Consider the following 18,762-nt stretch of genomic DNA (forward strand, 5'->3'; position numbering starts at 1 on the left):
TTATAAAGCTATGTTTTTCACAACTAAAAATCAAATAAGATGGACTATAGTTATAGTAAAATCTTTGCTTTACTGATATAAATGATAGGGAAAAAACTGATCAAAGTCTTAACCATTAGTCTTCTTTCAGGAATTAATTTGTTTGTTAATTCTTCCGTGAGGGCAGATACGGTATTAGAAAGAATAGAATCAAAGGGTTTGTTAAGAATTGGTATTAATCCCAATGAAATTCCCCTTAGTTATAGGGATAATAATGGAGAGTTGCAGGGGATTTGTCTAGATTTAGTTAATCTAATTAAAAAGGAGTTAAAGCAAAGTTTAAATCGTAATATTATTACCACTCATATTTTTAGCTCTAATTTAAGTAATCGTTTTCAAATTGTGCAGGATGGTATAGTTGACTTGGAATGTGGTGCAAATACTATCCGAGAAGTGGAAAATTATCAGGTATCTTTTTCTCAACCTTTTTTTGTGACAGGTACTCAATTTTTGGTAGCAAGGGATAAGGCGAGACAATTGATTGATGATACAGCCATTGAGGATATAAGAATTGGAGTTTTAGGCGATACGACAACGGAGGAATATGTTAGACAAAGATTTCCCCAAGCCCAAATCAGTTTATATCGAGGGGCGAATGGTAGTGCTTTAGGGGTTAGGGCCGTAGAAAATGACAGGATAGATGCTTTTGCTGATGATGGTATTCTTCTTTTGGGGGCGGCTACTTCTTTGAGTATGTCTTTAACAAGAGATTTTATTTTATTACCTGAAACTCCTGTTACTTGCGAAAGGTATGGTTTAATTTTGCCAGAAAATGATCCTGATTGGAAGGAGTTGATTGATAAGGTTATTAATTCGAGTGAGGAAAGGGAGATAGTTGGGGATTGGTTTGGAGTTGCTGATAGATTTATTAATAATCGCCCTAATTGCAGTATTGACGACTAAATTTATTTTCCTCTAAGCTACATAAAAATTTGTTGCCATGCCCTGACTGTACCTCCACCAATCATAACATCTTGGGTACGTTGGTCTTCCCATACTAGGCGTATTCTCATGTTACCTTCTGGGGCATTAGCGAGCGCACTGGCTAACTCATCAGACACCACCTCCCCATCATATCTATATACTACCCCATTAATAGAAAACAAAATTTGTTTGGGAGTATTACTCACCCAGTAACTACGATAAACAGGTTCTGTTTCCCAATATACTTCTTCTATATATCTATCTTTTCGCCATACTTTTCGAGTGCGTCTGACGTTACGATAGGAGGTTATTTCTTGCTCTCGCCTAAAGTAGCTGAGGCGAATAGAATCCTTTGCCCAACTGCTGACAGTGGCATGATTAGAGCCAAAATCTTTGTCATAGACAATGTTACCATCAAAGGGATCTTCCACTACTTCTGACCATGGTACACGGGAATTTTGATTGATGGGGGATGGTAGAATTTGGGCTTGGGCGGAAATACCCACGAGGGTTGTTAGGGTTAGGGCAAGGGGCAAGATTTTCTTGATCATGGTTTCATACCTCGGTATTTTTTAGCTAAAAATTAATTTCATGAAAATTTCTAACTATTTTGTAGGGTTTATTTTCTGGTAATTGTTGCTCATCTCTGATTACCCAAATTGTTTTCATTCCTGCTTTATCTGCTGATATTATTTCGTCTTCTATGTCTGACAAAAATAATATTTCTTCTGGTTTAAACTCCATTTTTTCTGCTATTAAATTATAAGAATCTACTTCTTGTTTATAGCCTACATTGGTATCAAAAAAACCAGAGAATAAGTTTAGTAAGTTACCATAATTTGAGTAGCCAAAAAATAGTTTTTGAGCATACACTGAGCCAGATGAATATATATAGATAGGGATATTTTCTTGATGCCATTGCGTTAATTTTTCGTAAGCATCTTCATAGATATGGGCTTGGTAATCACCATTTTTATAACCCTTTTCCCATATCATTCCTTGTAATTCTTTTAATGGGGTTAATTTGCGATCGCACTTAATCCATTCCCTCAAAATTTCAGCAATTTGACGGGGTTGACAACCATCTTTTAACCCCTCCAATTCACAAACCATTTTAGCCTGTTCATAAACAAAATCATTATTAAAATGTTGAACAAGAAAATTTTCCATTTCTTGATAAGCATAGGGAAACAAGACATCTTTAACAAAAGAAATAGAACTTGTCGTTCCCTCAATATCAGTTAGAATTGCTTTAATCATAAAAAATCAACAGTTAATTTTCAAGACGAGAAAATTTTGAAGCAATATCTGCCCCTGTAAAATTAGCCACCCACCCTTCAGGATTATTAAACAGACGAATAGCTACAAAATTAGGATTTGGGCCCATGTCAAACCAATGGGGAGTATTTGCTGGTACACTAATCAAATCTCCCCTAGTGCATAAAACCTCAAATACCTTATTATCAAGGTGCAAACTAAATAAACCTTCCCCCGCCACAAAAAAGCGCACCTCATCCTCACTGTGGGTATGTTCGTTCAAAAATTTCTCTCTAAAAACATTTTTATTAGGGTTATCACTGGTTAAACTAACCACATCTACCGCTTGATAACCAGCCTTATGTATCAACCTTTGCACATCGCCATCATAGGCTTTCAAAACTTCCTCTTGGGTAGCCCCTAACTGAATCTTATCGTTAGTTTGCCACTGCTCAAAATTTACCCCCACTTGGTTGAGACGGTAAACGATTTTATCTATTTTCTCCTTATGATTAGTAACTTCGTGGCTATCAAAAATTGGCGCTGTAGGGTTATTTTCGTCAAATATTTTTAAGCTAGTCATCTTTTTCCTGTTATCTTAATCATTTCTAATTCACACTCCATTAAACATTCTATCGCTTCTAAGTGTCTAAGGGCGCTGTCAATATTTTTACCCCAAGTATAAACCCCATGTCCCTGAATGAGATAAGCCCAACAGGGATTACCCTTATCTAAATACTCAATAACTTCTTGGGCGAGGGTAGGAATATCTTGGCTGTTGTTAAAAATGGGAATAGTGATGCAACTTTCATGGGTGTTAATTCCTGTAAAAGCTTTTTGCAATTCATAGCCTTCTATTTCCCAGTAGGGTTTATCTATCAATCTACTCAATATCGTACTATTTACAGAATGAGTATGAAGTATAGAAGTAATTTTTTCATCCCATTTATATAAAGTCGTATGTAACAAAGTTTCTGCCGATGGTTTTTTATCATCCACAGGTACACCATCAAAATCCACCACCATAATATCATCAGGGGTTAATCTACCCTTATGCTTTCCCGATACTGTAATGGCACACAAATTATTACTCATCACATGGGAAAAATTACTACTCGTAGCAGGAGTCCATCCCTTACTATCAAGAAAACTAGCCGTTTGAATAATAGCCTCACTAGCCTTTTTAAACTCATCTATAGAATACTTATTCAATGTTGTTTCAATGGCAATCAAAATTACTAATATATTTTATCCAAATTTATCCATCTTATAATCAATTATAAGGTTAAATAATTTGTCAAAATATGTAATCACATTCCCTTCTTCTTAAAACATAAAGGCAAGGGATGTATTAAAAGCCCAAGCCCAGGGGCTTACTGAAAACATAAAGACAAGGGGATTAAGCCCCTTGTTAATAATCATAATATAAAATAAAAACTCTACTAATATTGAATGAAATTAATAAAAATAAAAGATAATAATAAAGCAAAACCTTTTTTAAAATGGGCAGGAGGAAAAACTCAACTCCTAGAAACTTTTAGACAATATTACCCCAAATCTCTATTAAAAGGTGAGCAGTTTAATTATATAGAACCTTTTATTGGTGGTGGTGCAGTTTTTTTTGATTTAGTACAAAATTATAATATTCGCCATAGTCATTTATCAGACATAAATCCAGAAATAGTCATAGTTTATAAAACAATTCAAAAATCAGTTGAGTCATTAATAGAACAATTAACCGAATTATCTGAAGAATATAAATCATTAAATGTAGAACAAAAAAAACATTTTTTCTACCTAAAAAGAGATATTTATAACTTAGAAAGAATAGACTTTAATTATATAGACTTCTCTGAAGCATGGATTAAAAGATCTGCATTATTAATCTTTTTAAACAAAACGTGTTTTAATGGGTTATTTAGGACTAACAAAAAAGGAGGTTTTAATGTTCCCCATGGAAAATATAAAAATCCCAATATTGTTGATAAAAATAACCTTCTGAATGTATCGAATATTCTACAAAATACAGATATTAAAATTGCTGACTATTCGCAAATTATTCAGCATATTAAAAATAATTCTTTTATATATTTTGATCCACCCTATCGTCCTTTAAATCAGACTTCTAACTTTAACTCTTATTCTAAAATGATGTTTGATGATAACGAACAAAAAAGATTAGCTAACTTTTATAAACAGTTAAATAATAACTATTCTGTTGACTTAATGCTCAGTAATTCTGATCCAAAAAATGAAAATCCTAACGATAATTTTTTTGATGAACTTTATCAAGGTTTTAATATTTACCGAATTCCTGCTACCAGAATGATTAATAGTAAAGGAAATAAAAGAGGCATTATTAATGAGCTTTTGATAACTAATTAACCTAAGTTTTTGTTGTTAGAAGCTTCTATGCAATTAGATTACTTGAGATTTAAGGAGCAAAAGTGCATGGGAATATTATTGTTATCATTCATCAGTTAATTTTTGTGCCAACATTCTTTGTGGACTGAACACACACTCTCATGAGTTCAACAAGCCTACTCTTTTTGTAAAATTTTTTTTCTTCACTCAATCAACTTAATCCGAACTCAGGTTAACAGAATATTTCAACATTAGAACGCTGTTTATTCCCTTTGAATCACTTCATAACTTTTGTGGTGAAGTCTTTACATACTTTTTGTTGCTAGTTATTAGCATTAACATTGACAAATAATAACAATATGAGATAGCCTATAAGATACCTAAATAAGAATTTTTATTAATAAAGAAGATAAACAATGAAAAGAAGAAAAATATTAGGTTTAATCGGGGTTGTATTTGCGTCTAGTGCTTTAACCATTGCTTGTAATGCTCCGAATAATACCGATGTTGGAGGAGGAGGCACAACCACTGGAGAAACCACGGGAGAAGCGGTTGATTTAGCAGGACAGGAACTGACTATTTATTCTGGTAGAAATGAAGAGTTAATTGGACCTTTGTTAGAAAGATTTGAAGAAGAAACTGGAGTAACAGTGCAAGTGCGTTATGGGGATACCGCAGAGTTAGCGGCGGCTATTTTAGAAGAAGGCGAAAATACTCCTGCGGATATATACTTTGGTCAGGATGCGGGAGCATTAGGGGCATTGCAACTAGAGGGTAGAACTAAGCCTATTCCTCAAGAGCTTTTGGATAAGGTGGATTCTCGTTTTCGTTCTCCTGAAGGGCAGTGGATTGGTATTTCTGGTCGGGCGCGTACCCTTGCTTACAATGTTGATTTGGTGGAGGAGTCTGAGCTTCCTGATTCTATCTGGGCATTAACGGAGGAACAGTGGAATGGAAAGGTTGCTTGGGCGCCTACTAATGGTTCTTTTCAATCTTTTGTAACGGCGATGCGAGTAACAGAGGGGGATGAGAGAACTAGAGAGTGGTTACAGGGCATTATCGATAATAATCCTCAAGTTTACCCTAACAATACAACTACGGTGGAGGCTGTGGGACGAGGTGAGGCTGAAATAGGTTTGGTTAATCATTATTATTTAAATCGTTTCACCACTGAAGATCCTAATTTTCCTGTGGCTCACCATTACACTAATAATGATGTGGGTGCGATGATCAATGTGGCTGGGGTATCTATTCTTGATGGTACTGACAGTGAGCCTGTGGCGATCGCCCTTATCGACTTTTTGTTAACGGATGAATCTCAAGCCTATTTTGCAGAAAATACCAATGAATATCCTTTAATTGAAGGGGCCGCACCTCCCCAAGATCAAATTTCCATTGAGGAAATTAATCCTCCTTCTATCGATTTAAGTAGTTTAGAAGATTTAGAAGGTACTCTTAATTTATTGAGAGAGATGGGTGCGATCGAATAACATAAGATCGATTCAAAGAAATAATCTTTCCTAGACAAATTTCTTTTGAACTTATAATAATGGGTAATGGCAGTTAAAAGATCTTTTTGATCTGGATTTCCAATCTCCTAAAACCTTGCCCATTTTTTTTGCCCATTAGTACCAGTAACAATAAACTTTAATTAATTCTCATGACCAATAGTCCTGATTTTCAGACAAAATCACTACCACAAAATAACATTAAGCCCCCATTATTCCTGTTGGTAGTGGCAATCATAACGGTTATTGCCATTGTGATTCCTTTGATTTATCTAATTATCAGGGCAGGAAGTGTTTCTTCGGTTGAGGAATTGCAAGAGTTAATTAACTTTATTTTTAATGTACGTATTCTGAGAATTTTACTTAATAGCATTGGTATGGCGGCAGCTTCAACGGCGATCGCCGCTTTAATCGCCATTCCTTACGCTTTTTTGACCGTCAGAACCGATTTACCATGGCGTAAATTTTGGTCTGTGGTGAGTACCTTACCCCTTGCTATTCCTACCTATGTGGGTAGTTTTGCCCTTATCGCCACCTTTGGGCCTCGGGGTAGTCTTTTACAATCATGGCTAGAACCTTTTGGGGTGGAAAGTCTCCCTTCTATCTATGGTTGGACTGGTACCATTGCGGCTATTACTCTTTTTTCCTATCCATATTTATTATTAAGTGTTCGGGCTGGTTTACAAGGACTTGACCCGGCTTTAGAAGAATCGGCCCGTAGTTTGGGTTATGGGGCATGGGGCATATTTTTTCGGGTAACTTTACCTTTGTTACGTCCTTCTATCGTAGCAGGTTCTTTGTTGGTGTCTCTCTATGCCCTACAGGATTTTGGAACTCCTGCTCTCATGCGGTTCAATTCTTTCACTAATGCTATTTTTACTCAATACCGCTCTAGTTTTAATCGTGGATTGGCTGCGGCTTTATCTATAGTGTTAGTGGTTTTAGTATTGGTAATTCTTATCATTGAACAAAAAGTAAGAACCAATGCAAATTATTATTCCCGTGGCTCTGGGGCGATTAATAAGGGGGTTGTGATTCCCCTTGGTAGGTGGAAATTACCTGCGATCGCCTTTTGTTGTATAGTGTCTTTTTTCTCCTTAGTGTTACCCATTGGAGTAATTGTTCTTTGGTTGACCAGGAGTTCAGATGCGATCGCCACTTTACAAAATATGCTCGTATTTGCCCGAAATTCAGCTTGGGCATCCAGTCTGGCCGCCATATTTGCCACCCTGTTGGCACTGCCTGTGGCCATTCTCTCCGTCCGCTTTCCCAATACTCTTACCACTCTCATTGAAAGGGGAACTTATCTCGGCTACGGTTTACCCGGCATTGTGGTTGCTTTATCCCTGGTTTTTTTCGGGGCGAACTATTTACCATGGATTTATCAAACTATGCCCATGTTAGTTTTTGCCTACATAATTTTATTTTTACCCCAATCCGTTGGTACCAACCGCAGTTCATTACTACAGGTGAATCCATCTCTCGAAGAATCCGCCCGTAGCTTAGGGCGTAGCCCATGGCAAACCCTAAAAGAAGTCACCATTCCCCTTGTGCGTCCTGGTATTACTAGCGGCGCTGTATTAGTATTTGTGACCGCTATCAAGGAATTACCCGCTACCATACTATTATCTCCCATCGGTTTCAAAACCCTCGCTGTGGAAATTTGGGAGTCCACCAATGATGCTCGTTTTGCTTCGGCGGCGGCAGCTTCTTTTGGAATGTTGGTTATTTGCACGGGTTTAACGTTTATTATTTTGTCCCAAGAAAGGAAGCTGAGTAATAAATAGAGTGCGATGTTAAGGCTTTGACACTCCCACCACTAAGCTCCTTACGTCGCTATAGTGGGGGATTCTTTGTTCACCGACTCGCCGTTAGACGACAGCGCGGACGCAATCGCCCAAGAGGGCAAATCTCCCAAAGCGTAAGTTCCTGTGTGCCCCACAGTACGCAATGCTTTTATTAGGATGTTTTTGGCCGCATTCCAATCTCTATCTTCAATGTGTCCACAGTGAGGACATACATGAGTTCTTGATAAAATTATTCAAATTAGATTTTGCTTCGACGTTATTGAACAGGCTAGAATCGGATTAGTATAGCGAACTAATGGAAGAATTATTAGAACTTAAAGAGTGGTTAACCCAAGGAATTGATACTCTTGAAGCCACCTTCTGGACATTTTCTGTTTTTTACCTCACTTTTGTCCTTTTTCTACCATACCCTCATTCACCAACGCCGAAAATTTGCTTGATTTAAGTAAAAGATTCTTGAGAGAGGGTAAATTTTTCTAACTTCTCCTCATCAATATCTACCCCTATTCCTGCTTTTTGAGGGATATTGATGGTAGAGTCTTCGGGGTTTAACTTAATATTTTGAGTGATAATATCTTCTTGAAAATAACGATTGGTGGCGGAAATATCAGCAGGTAATTTAAATTGGGGAAGACTGGCAATATGTAAGTTTGTTGCCCTACCAATACCAGATTCTAACATCCCTCCGCACCATAGTTTTATACCTGCTTTTTCACAAAGATTATGGATTTCAATGGTGTTGGTTATACCGCCGATACGGGATTGTTTTAAGTTTATTATTTGACATGATTTAAGGGCGATCGCATTTAGGGTATCATTAATAGAATTGATGCTTTCATCGAGACATAGGGGGGTTTTTATCTGTGACTGTAACCGACTATGTTCTAACAGATCATCATAAGCCAAAGGTTGCTCAATCATCAACAAATTTAAATCATCTAGTTGTTTGAATAAATCCATATCATCTAAAGTAAAAACAGAATTGGCATCCCCCATCAACATCAAATCGGGATAACTTTCACGAATAGCCGTCAAACAAGATAAAGCATTATCAGGGGAGATTTTTAACTTTACTCTTTGATAACCTTCCTCTAAATAACTATTTACCCTGTCCATTAAAGCCTCTATACTAGATTGCAAAGAAACGCTTACCCCTACCTTAACTTTTTCTCTCACTCCACCAATATATTTATATAAAGGTAAGTTTTTTTTCTTGGCAAACAAATCCCATACGGCACAATCAAGGGCTGATTTTGCCATTTGATGCCCTCTGACAAGGGATAGTATTTGAGTTATTTCTTGGGGAAAATTAATATTTTTATGGAGTAATAAAGGAATCAAAAAATCTTTTAAGATATGATGGGCCGTGGTAATAGTTTCATAATTATAAAAAGGTTGATTAAAAGTAGGACATTCTCCATAACCTATTAAACCTTCACTATGGATTTTAACGATTAAGCAATTATGACTATTTACATCAATACCGTTAGTTTTGAAAGGATAAATAAACGGTATTTCCAGATAGTATAAGTCAACTTGTTCGATTTTCATCGTTGATCTTTCGGGTAAGTAGGTTGGTGAAATTAACTATAGTTTTTTTAATGGAGAAAAGGAGCAAGGGGCTTAAGCCCCTTGTTATTATTAAATAGCTGGTAAACAAAAACTTTTGAGAAAAAAAATTATTATCAATTATCAATTATCAATTGATTAACCGCCTTAAGAATATATCGAGATAAAGTAACCCCATCTACCCCTAACACAGATAAATCTTCACTGGCCAAAATTGCGCCCTGTTGATGTAACCAACCAGCCGCTGCAACGGTATCAATTACAGGAGTATCCGTAAAACTATTTTGGGCGAGTAAGCCACCGATAAATCCGCTCAATACATCACCACTTCCTCCCCTCGCAAGGGCGGGAGTGCCATGGGGGATAATCCAAGTATGGCTATTATCGCTAATAACAGTTTTAGCACCTTTCCTTAAAATTGTAGCATTAAGGGCGATCGCCCCTTGTCTTGTTTCCTCGATTCTATCTGCCATACCCACGAAAGAAAAATCAGGAAATAAACGCTCAAATTCTCCATCATGGGGAGTCAAAACCGTTTTACCCTGCCTAGTTTGTAAAACCTCAAGAAGATAATAATTTGCCACAACATTTAAAGCATCAGCATCCAAAAGAATATTACAGTTACTGCTAATTACTTTTTCCACCACCGAAACAGCTTCTTTTGTTAAACCCATGCCACAAGATACCCATTGATATTTATCCCAATCCAACAAAGGCAAAGTTTCGATACTACCGAGGGGAGTTTCTCTACAACCAATCACCAACATTTCTGGTAACTGGGCATTGATAAAGGATGTTAAACTTTCAGGCACTACCATCGTCACCATTCCTACTCCGCTACTCCTTGCCCCATAGGCAGACAATAAAGCCGCCCCAGCGTATTCTTTTGAGCCACAAATTAACAATAAATGCCCCTGTTTATACTTATAAGTTGTCACCTGACGGGGTAAGGGTATGATGTCTTTTACTTTTTGTGCGGTTAATAATTCTGGAGAGGGAGATTCAGATGTAATTTTATCAACATAGGAGGAGGGAATATCAAAATCTATTCTTTCCACCTGCCCCAAATATTCTAAGGCTTTATCCTGCCAAATTCCTTTTTTATATAACCCCAAACAAAGGGTATTTTTTGCCTTAATTGCGACTCCTAAAACTGCCCCAGTATCGCTATTAATTCCTGAAGGAATATCAATACTAATAACAGGTTTATGCCATCCATTAACAGTGTTTATGTTTTCTGCTAAATTATCAATTATTTTTCTAGTTAAACCAAAACCAAATAAACCATCAATTATTATATGACAAGTATTTAAGGCTTCAATATTACTAACAATGGTAATCCCTAAACTAGAAGCATACTTAAAATGATGGGCTGTTAACTCCTTAAACTTTTCTATTAAAGGAGCATAAATAATAACATCATAGCCATGACAATATAACTCCCTAGCAACTACTAAAGCATCTCCTCCATTATGACCACTACCAATGATAAATCCCACTGAAAGTTTCTTTTCTTTTAAAGGGTATAAATCTTTAATTTTTTGAGCCGTTTTCAGGGCTACTTTTTCCATTAAACTAGCTACTGGCATTCCTGCGGAGAAAATTTCTTCCTCAATTAGCCTCATTTCTTGGGCGGTAACTAAAATTGTAGTTTGGTTTGAATACATATTGATGGATAATGGGAATATTGTGGATCAAGACTTGAATAAAATAATTCTTTTTCTTTTTGATTTCCCTAGGGGGAAATATTATCAATTTTTTTGACTAAAAATCATCGTAATGTTATATCGCCTAGTGATTACAGAGAGTCAACGACAGGATAACCAAATTATATTACACCCTGACCAAGAACATTATTTACGTCGTGTGGTGAGACTAAATGACGGACAATCTTTTATTGTTATCAATGGCAAAGGAGATGGTTGGCAAGTGGAATTAACTGCTACTGGGGGAAAGATTATTACTAAACTTGAGGATAATCGAGAATTACCTATTCAAGTTTCTCTCATGGTTGCCTTACCCAAAGGGAGTGGTTTTGATGATATTGTCCGTTGTACCACAGAGTTAGGAGTAAGTAGATTGTACCCCATAATGAGCGATCGCACTTTACTTAAACCCAATGAAAATAAATTAGTAAGATGGCGTAAAATTGCCTCGGAAGCATCGGAACAATGTGAGAGATTGATAGTACCTTATATTGCCCCTCCCTCACCTTTTTTAGAAGCCATTAAACAAATAGAGGATAATTCTCCCCGTTTTATTGCTGTTGCCCGTAACGCCGAAAAACACCTTATCAATAATCTTAATCCCCTCCATTTACCTTCCCAAATTACCATTGCCACAGGATGTGAAGGAGGATGGACTACAAATGAAGTACAAAGTGCGATCGCGCATAATTTTCAACCCATCACCCTAGGAAAAAGAATACTAAGGGCAGTTACCGCCCCCATTGCTATCATGGCATTAGTTGCCTCCCTTGCCGAAAAATAAACTTTTTAAAGTAGCAAATAAAAGTCATTATTCCCTGTCCAATAACCCATGAAAGAGGATTAAATAATGTTTCCAGAAATTATTACCCACATTGATAACCAAGAATATGAAAAAGCCAAAGAATTAATAGATAAATTATTATTAGAAGGGGAAGAATTACTCTGGAAAAATTATTATTATGGACTGATTGCCGAAAAAACCAATCAATTAATAGAAGCCGAAAATAAATATCGTCAAGTTATAAAAGATAGTATTTTTCCTAATCCTGAAATTACTAAAAATATCCGTGATGGACTAGAAAGAATCAAACAGATAAACCTTGCTCAAAAAGATGCCGAAAACAAAAAAAGAGAAGAAAGAAAACAACAAACCTTAGCCGAATTTCAAGAAAATGAAAATAGTAACGAATTAGCCATATTAGTCTTAAAACCCCTCAGCCCAGAAGAAAAAAATATAGTAGGAAAACAATTTGCCGAAATAATAAAAGTTGATCCTTACACCGCCAAATTACAAATTCCCACCAGAAATTTAAGGTTATATCAAACAGGGAATTATGGAGAATTAAGCTACTATCAACAAGAATTTAAAAGTATTAATATTAACTCCATTTGTTCTTCTATAAAAGAAGTAAATCAAACCATAGTTTATCAAGTAAAATATATAACTCAAAATCAAGAACAAATTACAGTAATTTACAACGATAATAAACTATCCCAAGAAATAGAATTTACCTTTAATCCTCAAGAGATAATCAATCAAGTTAATGGTACAGTACCCATATTTGAGATGACATTACATACCAATGTTAAAAGAAAATTGACCAGAAAAAAAGAAACCCTCGACTACATCAATTTTTGTGACTTACACCTGTCAAAAAATAAAACAATACTCAGATTTAGTGATTATATCTATCAATTTGACCAAGGTATTAATACATTTAAGCAAGACAAAACCAGCCGAGATAAATGGTTAACCCTAATTAGATTTTTAAATGATAAAATTGGGGAAGTCAAATCCTATAATAACTTTACTCCCTTTGCCGAAGGCGCCATCCAATTCCCTGAAATGCTAAAACAAGTACAATCAAACATAAACATTTTTAGGAAAGAAGAAACATTATGGGATGAAGCATTTCAACTCTATAGCGCCCTTATTTTGCTCGACAATAAATAATTCACAATTATTGTTTTACCTTTTGTCTCTTGCATTTATTGTCAATTATCCATTCCCCATTATCAAATCTATGAATAGTTCAAAAATTCCTAACTACTCCTCCGATTCCTTTAAACTTCTGCCCTTCCTAACCAAAAGCGGAGTCAGTATTGTTTTTACCATTGGTTTATTTTCCCTTTTCCATACCAGTAACAAGATTTTAGAAGGGTGGAAAAGTTTATTCCCCACCGTTACCAGTGAAATTGATACATCTAGGCTAATCATACAAAAAATTCAGGGAGTGAGTGAATTAACTACCACCGTATTTGTAATGGATGCAGTGGTGCCAACTTCCTCTAGTCGGAAAATAGGAGATTGGGTAGTAGGTGAAACCAACTTACTATATCTTGCCAGAGGGGAAGTAAGGGCTGGATTGGATTTGAGTAAAATTGATGAGGATAACATTATCACAGAAGATAACAACCTTACCATTACTTTACCTGCCCCCGAAATTTTGGACTCTAAAATAGATGTAACTGAATCCCAAGTGTATGATTATGATAGGGGATTTTTGAGCTTGGGGCCTGATGTTGCCCCTGATTTACAAACCCAAGCCCAACGGGAAACCCTCAAAAAAGTGATACAGTCTGCCTGTCAGGCGGATATTCTCAACCAAGCCAATGAAAAGGCGGTATTAACGGTTACTCAGTTAATGGAAAATACTGGCTATGATTCCGTAGATGTAAAAACAACTCCATCGAAACAATGTAAGGGATAAAAATGAAGATTTATTTGTTATAGAGATTAACCACAGCGGCTAAATCTTTTACTCTTAAACCCTCTCCTTTTGCATCCATATCCCAGTCGTTTCCTTTACGGGTTAATTCTGCCATAACCATAGCTGTTTGCCCCGCATATTCATCCCCAGAGAGGGTATAACGGACAATTTCTTTTTGATTGGTTAAATTAACCAAACGGATAAAAGCGTTTCTTACCAGCCCAAAATCCTGTTGACGATTAAAGGGGTCATAAATATTAACAATAATTGCAATTTTATATATATCCTTTGGTAGTAGGGCTAAATTAATCATAATTTGCTCATCATCACCGTGGCCTTCCCCTGTCAAATTGTCTCCTTGGTGCATAATAGCAGAGGAAGAATGTCTTAAATTACCAAAATAAATCACATCTTTTTCGTGCCTCACTTTTTGATTTTCGCTGATACAGATTACCGAAGCATCTAAATCAAAATTACTATTGCTTTCGCTAAATAAGTTAGACAAAAAACCACCTTTTTTTTGCACAACATCCCACCCTAAACCACACATTAATTGTTGCAATTGGGGAGCTTCTTTTGTTAAGGAAATTCTTTGTCCTTTTTGTAAATTAATTGCCATGGTTTTTATTTTTAATCTCTTTTTAGTCTCAATTGTAGCTTACTTATTTTTGAGGTAATTGTTAATTTTCTTTAACCGTGTTTATCTATAATTATTCGATTTATTATTCAAACAAAAACCTAGTCCAACAAAGGTTATAATGGGTATGTGATAAAAAAGATTGTTGCTTGTATAACTGTTCAGGTAACAATCTTTCGTTCATGTTAATAAACAATTTTATTTTAGTTTTTTTAGGAATGCAAGTTAACGACTTTATCTTTAAACAAGAGATTTCAGGCTCTCGCCGTATTGGTAATTATTTAGTGGCGATCGCATCTACCATTGGCGGAGTCGGCTTTTTACTCGCAGGATTATCTAGTTATTTCCACACCGATTTCTTAAAAGTTACCGATGTTTCTGGACTACAATTTGTACCCCAAGGAATAGCCCTAAGTTTTTATGGTGTGGCAGGTACATTACTTGCTTCTTATTTATGGTTAAACATCTTTTTAAATGTGGGTAGTGGTTACAATGAATTTGATAAAAAAGAAGGAAAAGTAACCATTTATAGACAAGGTTTTTTAGGTAAAAATCGTCAACTAAAAATCGTCTATGATATTGATGATATTCAAGCTATTAGGGCAGAAATAAAGGAAGGATTAAACCCCAAAAGAACTCTTTATTTACGAGTAAAACCTAAAAGAGATATTCCCCTAACTCCTGTAGGTGAGCCTATCGCCCTTTCTACCCTAGAAAATCAAGGTGCCCAGTTAGCTCGTTTTCTCACTGTACCTTTAGAAGGTTTATAAATTGTTTAGGCACCATTGCTCATTAGGGAATGGACAATAATTAGACTTTAGCGTTTTGGGTGGGCATTGCTCACCCTTTAGTTTTTCTTATGAAAGATACAAAAAATATATATAGAACTTATATTGTTATTTAGCTTATCCATCGCTACACTAAAAAATAGTTAAGCAAAAGCAATCAATAAATTCTGTCATGATAAATTTTACTTATAGTCAGTTGTTCACGCAAATTCCTTCTGCACCCTTAAATATCATCAAAGAAAAATTGGGTAATTGGGATATTAGGGAAAAAAACATGGCAAAAAAAATTGTTAGTTTGATTCCTAATCAATGCCCTTTTGCTAAAGATATTTATTTCTGTAGTTTAGACTAAGAAAAAATTGTAAGAGAATAAGTAAGCTAACAAAGATTAGCTCAAAAACGCTATAAATGAATTTAATAATGGCTTAAAAGTTATTTTTTTGGTCTTTTTTTAGTCTTAGATAAACGCTTTTTAACCGTAGGATAAACTTTAGCTTTGTTTCTTTTTCGACCTTTAGGCCAGCCATGGGATTTTCCCCGACTTTTAGGAGAAAGGGTAGGACTTCCAATGTCCATCAATAATGAAGTCATAGACAGAGCCACTCTTCCGGGGGTTAAATTCTGTTGAGGTTTTTGCCATGGCAGATGATATTCTTTGACTAAATCCTTGGATAACCATAACTGCCAAGTAATATTGACAATTAAATTGCTCCACCTTTGACAACTCTCAGGGGTGCGAAAATGGGGTAACGTCCAATGTAATCTTTGCTTGGCGAAACGATACCAGTGGTCCACACCAAATCGTCGGCTGTATTGAATCCAAATATTGGAAGAAGATAAAAATTGCTCTCCCACCCAGATTAACCACAGTGGGCGATGTAAAGCACCAGTTTTTTTCTGCTTCAATCGTTCAATTTTAAACAGGGTTAGCTTTTGTGAAGGGGCATTGTAGAAATGAAGTTCTTTCCATTTACTCATCCGTATTGTTCCTAGGGATGAGTCTTCCATTTCTAATATTTCATGGGCATGGGGAAAATGGTCACATTGATTTAATTTCAACTTTGCCCCATGTTTTTTCGGTCTGCCTCTACCGCTATAGGCTGGAGGATTACCATAAAGACATAGATTAGAACGTACTCTAATCAACTTACTGATTTCAATATCTGCGGTTTGCTTAATAAATTTGCCATTGCCATACTCACAATCCAACACCACCAATTTCGGTTTATTTTCTGGCAATTTTCTACACACTTGCCTTAGTTGCCATGTTGCTTTACCCAGAGGATTTTCAAAGGATGTGATTCTTTCATGTCTTAAAGGTAATGCCCAACTTCCTTTCTCATTCAATGGTGGTAACCAAGCGATGGTGCTATATCCTTGTCCTATGACCGATGAATTGATGGATGACGAAGAATATTGATAACCTCTATCTTTCATGGTGGGACTATCTTCAAACTTCCACTGAGTATGATCTATACCTAGTAATGTATATTCTAAGGTGTCTATTTCTTGAATATATCGTTTCATCAATTTGTTGCTGTTCGGACGACAATCTTTTATGGCTTCATAGGTACTACACCATTGCCGATGGAAAAAAGGTGATAAAGAAAAATCTGCCAAACTACGAGCATTTTCCGTGGTCATAACACTATCCATCAATTGAAAAGTGGCATCTTTACCTTTGACTAACATTTCATAGGTGTCATGACGGAAATTTTCCAGTCTGCTATATTTGTTCATAGAGAGAAGATTTTATTTTTGCTTATTTATATTTTCTCTCTATTTTTCTTTTATGTCTTGTCCTTCCTTGCTCCACTTTCCATTTAGTCTAAACTACAGTTATTTATTTAACAAAAAATTATTTACCATTCCTCCCCTATGTAAATTCAATCCTTTGTATGAAGATTTGATGATGTTGCGTTTTCGTGCTTTATCTTTTCTCAGTGAAATAGGGGAAGATATAACCCCTTATTGTCAATAAAATTGGCACACAGATTAATAATATCCTAGTTAATTTTTGCTCATAAAATTGTCAAAAACAATAATTTTGAGGAACTTCTGGGATTAACAAATAAAACATTTTTTTCTTTGAAATTGCATTGTAAAGGAGTAATTAAGATGTTCAAAATGTCTAGTATAAAAGTATGTCGAGTGTGTCAAGGTAAAGGAAAAATTTTAGTAAAGGCAGAAGAATCCGCCTATGTGGGAGTTGATGAATATTATTACAAGATATGTCTTCACTGTCAGGGAAAAGGAGTTATTAATAACTAACTCTTTCCTCCCGTTTTACTAAGCAATTTTATTGATTGAATTGTGATAGTTTTTTCCAGTGCCTTTGCCATATCATATAGAGTCAGTGCCGTAACCGATACAGCTGTTAAGGCTTCCATTTCTACCCCCGTTTTTGCCTCGGTTTTTACTTTTGCTTGAATATGATAACCGCATAAATGCTCATCAGGGGTTATTTCCACCTCAATTTTACTCAGGGGCAGAGGATGACATAGGGGAATAAGGGAGGAGGTTTGTTTGGCGGCCATGATACCTGCAATTTTGGCAGTGCCTAATACATCCCCTTTGGGAGCGTTTCCTGCTTGTATTTGCTCAAAGGTAGATTTGGTCATAATTACCTGCCCAAGGGCGATCGCCTCGCGCACAGTCACTTTCTTGGGGGATATATCAACCATTTGAGCAGAGCCATGTTCATCTAAATGAGATAAACTTTTTTGAGGAAAATCTTGCATTTTAAAAAACTATTCGTTATTATAGATAAGTGCCTAAATTAAGGGTGTGTAGCTTAGTGGATTAGAGCGGCTGACTACGGATCAGCAGGTCGGGGGTTCGAGTCCCTCCACGCCCGTTAAAAAGAATTAAAAAGTGTAAATTATTGTACAAGGTAAGGTCTAACATAATTTATACCTCTGTTTATATAAAATTCTCCAAAATATTGAAGGTAATTATCTTTGATTTTGGTAAATGCTTCGTCCATTCTTGGTTTACCATAAATTAAAAACTGAGCCGTAGAAAGGGCATAAAATTCTTGAGTTTTTCTTACTAAATTCCGTTTAAAGGCTTCAATATATAAATCTCTCCCCGTGTCTATTAACTCCTCAATTTGTGGGGAAAAAGTGATGAACTCTCCGTTAGCAAGGGGGATTTTTTTGTTTTTAATAGATGACATAGAAAGTTGCATACATTCTCTGGTTTGTTCGAGGGAAAGACACTCTTTATCTTGTCTTCTATAGGCCCATTGGGTACATCCATTGGTAATTTCTAAAGCCCTTAAAAAAGCTAATTTGTCAAGATCTTCAGCACTAATTTTTTCCCATTCCTCTACATAGTCTGTTACTTGTTGCTTAAAGTGTTTTTCATCTTTTTCAAAATAAGATTTTAACTCTTCAATTTGTGCTAATTTATCCCAATTTATATTCATTATTTCTATTATTTAAAA

The 18,762-nt window shown here is 35.8% G+C and carries 23 protein-coding genes and 1 tRNA gene; 13 read left to right on the forward strand and 11 right to left on the reverse strand.

Annotated features, from left to right (window positions below; genetic code table 11):
• The first annotated feature begins 81 nt into the window (after window positions 1-81).
• A complete protein-coding gene (locus tag A5482_RS09205) occupies window positions 82-942 on the forward strand; it encodes an amino acid ABC transporter substrate-binding protein (protein WP_069792010.1) in 861 nt (286 codons plus the stop codon).
• Between the two features lie 17 nt (window positions 943-959).
• Here the strand turns inward: A5482_RS09205 and A5482_RS09210 are convergent, their stop codons facing one another.
• The 4 genes from A5482_RS09210 to A5482_RS09225 are packed head-to-tail and all read right to left on the reverse strand — an operon-like array spanning window position 960 to window position 3,432.
• Window positions 960-1,514 carry a hypothetical protein gene (locus A5482_RS09210; protein ID WP_069792011.1) on the reverse strand — a complete coding sequence of 185 codons (555 nt, stop codon included), beginning with the start codon at window positions 1,512-1,514 and terminating at the stop codon, window positions 960-962.
• Window positions 1,515-1,539: 25 nt separating this feature from the next.
• Window positions 1,540-2,223: an acireductone synthase gene (gene mtnC, locus A5482_RS09215; RefSeq protein WP_069792012.1), complete on the reverse strand. Its 684-nt coding sequence runs from the start codon at window positions 2,221-2,223 to the stop codon at window positions 1,540-1,542.
• Window positions 2,224-2,236: 13 nt separating this feature from the next.
• Window positions 2,237-2,803 carry a 1,2-dihydroxy-3-keto-5-methylthiopentene dioxygenase gene (locus A5482_RS09220; RefSeq protein WP_069792013.1) on the reverse strand — a complete coding sequence of 189 codons (567 nt, stop codon included), beginning with the start codon at window positions 2,801-2,803 and terminating at the stop codon, window positions 2,237-2,239.
• Window positions 2,800-3,432, reverse strand: a complete 633-nt coding sequence (locus tag A5482_RS09225; protein ID WP_242412031.1) for a methylthioribulose 1-phosphate dehydratase — start codon at window positions 3,430-3,432, stop codon at window positions 2,800-2,802. Before A5482_RS09225 ends, A5482_RS09220 begins: the two co-directional genes overlap by 4 nt.
• Before the next feature lie 240 nt (window positions 3,433-3,672).
• Between A5482_RS09225 and A5482_RS09230 the strand changes: the two genes are divergently transcribed.
• From A5482_RS09230 to A5482_RS09240, 3 genes are all read left to right on the forward strand, one after another.
• A complete protein-coding gene (locus A5482_RS09230) occupies window positions 3,673-4,605 on the forward strand; it encodes a DNA adenine methylase (RefSeq protein ID WP_069792014.1) in 933 nt (310 codons plus the stop codon).
• Between the two features lie 395 nt (window positions 4,606-5,000).
• Window positions 5,001-6,074, forward strand: a complete 1,074-nt coding sequence (locus tag A5482_RS09235) for an iron ABC transporter substrate-binding protein (RefSeq protein WP_069792015.1) — start codon at window positions 5,001-5,003, stop codon at window positions 6,072-6,074.
• Window positions 6,075-6,244: 170 nt separating this feature from the next.
• Window positions 6,245-7,879 carry an ABC transporter permease gene (locus A5482_RS09240; RefSeq protein WP_069792016.1) on the forward strand — a complete coding sequence of 545 codons (1,635 nt, stop codon included), beginning with the start codon at window positions 6,245-6,247 and terminating at the stop codon, window positions 7,877-7,879.
• Between the two features lie 41 nt (window positions 7,880-7,920).
• Here A5482_RS09240 and A5482_RS09245 read toward each other — a convergent pair whose 3' ends face one another.
• The gene (locus A5482_RS09245) at window positions 7,921-8,133 is read right to left on the reverse strand and encodes a zinc ribbon domain-containing protein (protein ID WP_369816765.1); all 213 of its coding nucleotides are present in this window, start codon (window positions 8,131-8,133) and stop codon (window positions 7,921-7,923) included.
• Between the two features lie 62 nt (window positions 8,134-8,195).
• Between A5482_RS09245 and A5482_RS09250 the strand changes: the two genes are divergently transcribed.
• The gene (locus tag A5482_RS09250) at window positions 8,196-8,345 is read left to right on the forward strand and encodes a hypothetical protein (RefSeq protein ID WP_161486855.1); all 150 of its coding nucleotides are present in this window, start codon (window positions 8,196-8,198) and stop codon (window positions 8,343-8,345) included.
• On the opposite strand, the gene menC is transcribed toward A5482_RS09250, so the two are convergent.
• Both menC and A5482_RS09260 read right to left on the reverse strand, forming a co-directional pair.
• Window positions 8,342-9,451 (reverse strand): o-succinylbenzoate synthase, encoded by a 1,110-nt coding sequence (menC, locus tag A5482_RS09255; RefSeq protein ID WP_069792017.1) that lies wholly within the window; start codon window positions 9,449-9,451, stop codon window positions 8,342-8,344. The two genes, A5482_RS09250 and menC, sit on opposite strands and share 4 nt — an antisense overlap.
• Window positions 9,452-9,585: 134 nt before the next feature.
• On the reverse strand, window positions 9,586-11,136 hold the full coding sequence (locus tag A5482_RS09260; RefSeq protein ID WP_069792018.1) for a bifunctional ADP-dependent NAD(P)H-hydrate dehydratase/NAD(P)H-hydrate epimerase: 1,551 nt from the start codon (window positions 11,134-11,136) through the stop codon (window positions 9,586-9,588).
• A gap of 112 nt (window positions 11,137-11,248) precedes the next feature.
• Between A5482_RS09260 and A5482_RS09265 the strand changes: the two genes are divergently transcribed.
• The 3 genes from A5482_RS09265 to A5482_RS09275 all read left to right on the forward strand — a co-directional run bounded on the left by A5482_RS09265 (window position 11,249) and on the right by A5482_RS09275 (window position 13,889).
• Window positions 11,249-11,959, forward strand: a complete 711-nt coding sequence (locus A5482_RS09265; RefSeq protein WP_069792019.1) for a 16S rRNA (uracil(1498)-N(3))-methyltransferase — start codon at window positions 11,249-11,251, stop codon at window positions 11,957-11,959.
• Window positions 11,960-12,025: 66 nt separating this feature from the next.
• Window positions 12,026-13,132 (forward strand): hypothetical protein, encoded by a 1,107-nt coding sequence (locus tag A5482_RS09270; RefSeq protein ID WP_069792020.1) that lies wholly within the window; start codon window positions 12,026-12,028, stop codon window positions 13,130-13,132.
• A 70-nt stretch (window positions 13,133-13,202) separates the two neighbouring features.
• Entirely contained in the window at window positions 13,203-13,889 is a 687-nt protein-coding gene (locus tag A5482_RS09275) for a DUF4230 domain-containing protein (RefSeq protein WP_069792021.1), read from the forward strand.
• A gap of 10 nt (window positions 13,890-13,899) precedes the next feature.
• Here A5482_RS09275 and A5482_RS09280 read toward each other — a convergent pair whose 3' ends face one another.
• The gene (locus A5482_RS09280) at window positions 13,900-14,508 is read right to left on the reverse strand and encodes a TerD family protein (RefSeq protein WP_069792022.1); all 609 of its coding nucleotides are present in this window, start codon (window positions 14,506-14,508) and stop codon (window positions 13,900-13,902) included.
• Window positions 14,509-14,744: 236 nt separating this feature from the next.
• On the opposite strand from A5482_RS09280, the gene A5482_RS09285 reads away from it, so the two are divergent.
• Entirely contained in the window at window positions 14,745-15,296 is a 552-nt protein-coding gene (locus A5482_RS09285) for a photosystem I assembly protein Ycf4 (RefSeq protein ID WP_069792027.1), read from the forward strand.
• Window positions 15,297-15,486: 190 nt separating this feature from the next.
• Window positions 15,487-15,666 (forward strand): Mo-dependent nitrogenase C-terminal domain-containing protein, encoded by a 180-nt coding sequence (locus A5482_RS09290; RefSeq protein ID WP_069792023.1) that lies wholly within the window; start codon window positions 15,487-15,489, stop codon window positions 15,664-15,666.
• 80 nt (window positions 15,667-15,746) lie between these two features.
• On the opposite strand, the gene A5482_RS09295 is transcribed toward A5482_RS09290, so the two are convergent.
• On the reverse strand, window positions 15,747-17,054 hold the full coding sequence (locus A5482_RS09295; protein ID WP_446684748.1) for an NF041680 family putative transposase: 1,308 nt from the start codon (window positions 17,052-17,054) through the stop codon (window positions 15,747-15,749).
• Between the two features lie 52 nt (window positions 17,055-17,106).
• On the opposite strand from A5482_RS09295, the gene A5482_RS09300 reads away from it, so the two are divergent.
• Together A5482_RS09300 and A5482_RS09305 are read left to right on the forward strand one after the other, a co-directional pair.
• Window positions 17,107-17,295: a Mo-dependent nitrogenase C-terminal domain-containing protein gene (locus tag A5482_RS09300; protein ID WP_069791510.1), complete on the forward strand. Its 189-nt coding sequence runs from the start codon at window positions 17,107-17,109 to the stop codon at window positions 17,293-17,295.
• A 137-nt stretch (window positions 17,296-17,432) separates the two neighbouring features.
• On the forward strand, window positions 17,433-17,585 hold the full coding sequence (locus A5482_RS09305) for a hypothetical protein (RefSeq protein ID WP_161486842.1): 153 nt from the start codon (window positions 17,433-17,435) through the stop codon (window positions 17,583-17,585).
• Here the strand turns inward: A5482_RS09305 and moaC are convergent.
• Complete coding sequence (moaC, locus tag A5482_RS09310) at window positions 17,582-18,055, reverse strand: cyclic pyranopterin monophosphate synthase MoaC (RefSeq protein ID WP_069791509.1); 474 nt, start codon at window positions 18,053-18,055, stop codon at window positions 17,582-17,584. The genes A5482_RS09305 and moaC overlap by 4 nt on opposite strands.
• Window positions 18,056-18,097: 42 nt before the next feature.
• On the opposite strand from moaC, the gene A5482_RS09315 reads away from it, so the two are divergent.
• A tRNA-Arg gene (locus tag A5482_RS09315) sits at window positions 18,098-18,171 on the forward strand.
• Window positions 18,172-18,195: 24 nt separating this feature from the next.
• Here the strand turns inward: A5482_RS09315 and A5482_RS09320 are convergent.
• Complete coding sequence (locus A5482_RS09320) at window positions 18,196-18,744, reverse strand: hypothetical protein (RefSeq protein ID WP_069791508.1); 549 nt, start codon at window positions 18,742-18,744, stop codon at window positions 18,196-18,198.
• Between the last annotated feature and the right edge of the window lie 18 nt (window positions 18,745-18,762).

Source organism: Cyanobacterium sp. IPPAS B-1200, from assembly GCF_001747005.2.
In the GTDB taxonomy this organism is placed as follows: Bacteria; Cyanobacteriota; Cyanobacteriia; order Cyanobacteriales; family Cyanobacteriaceae; genus Cyanobacterium.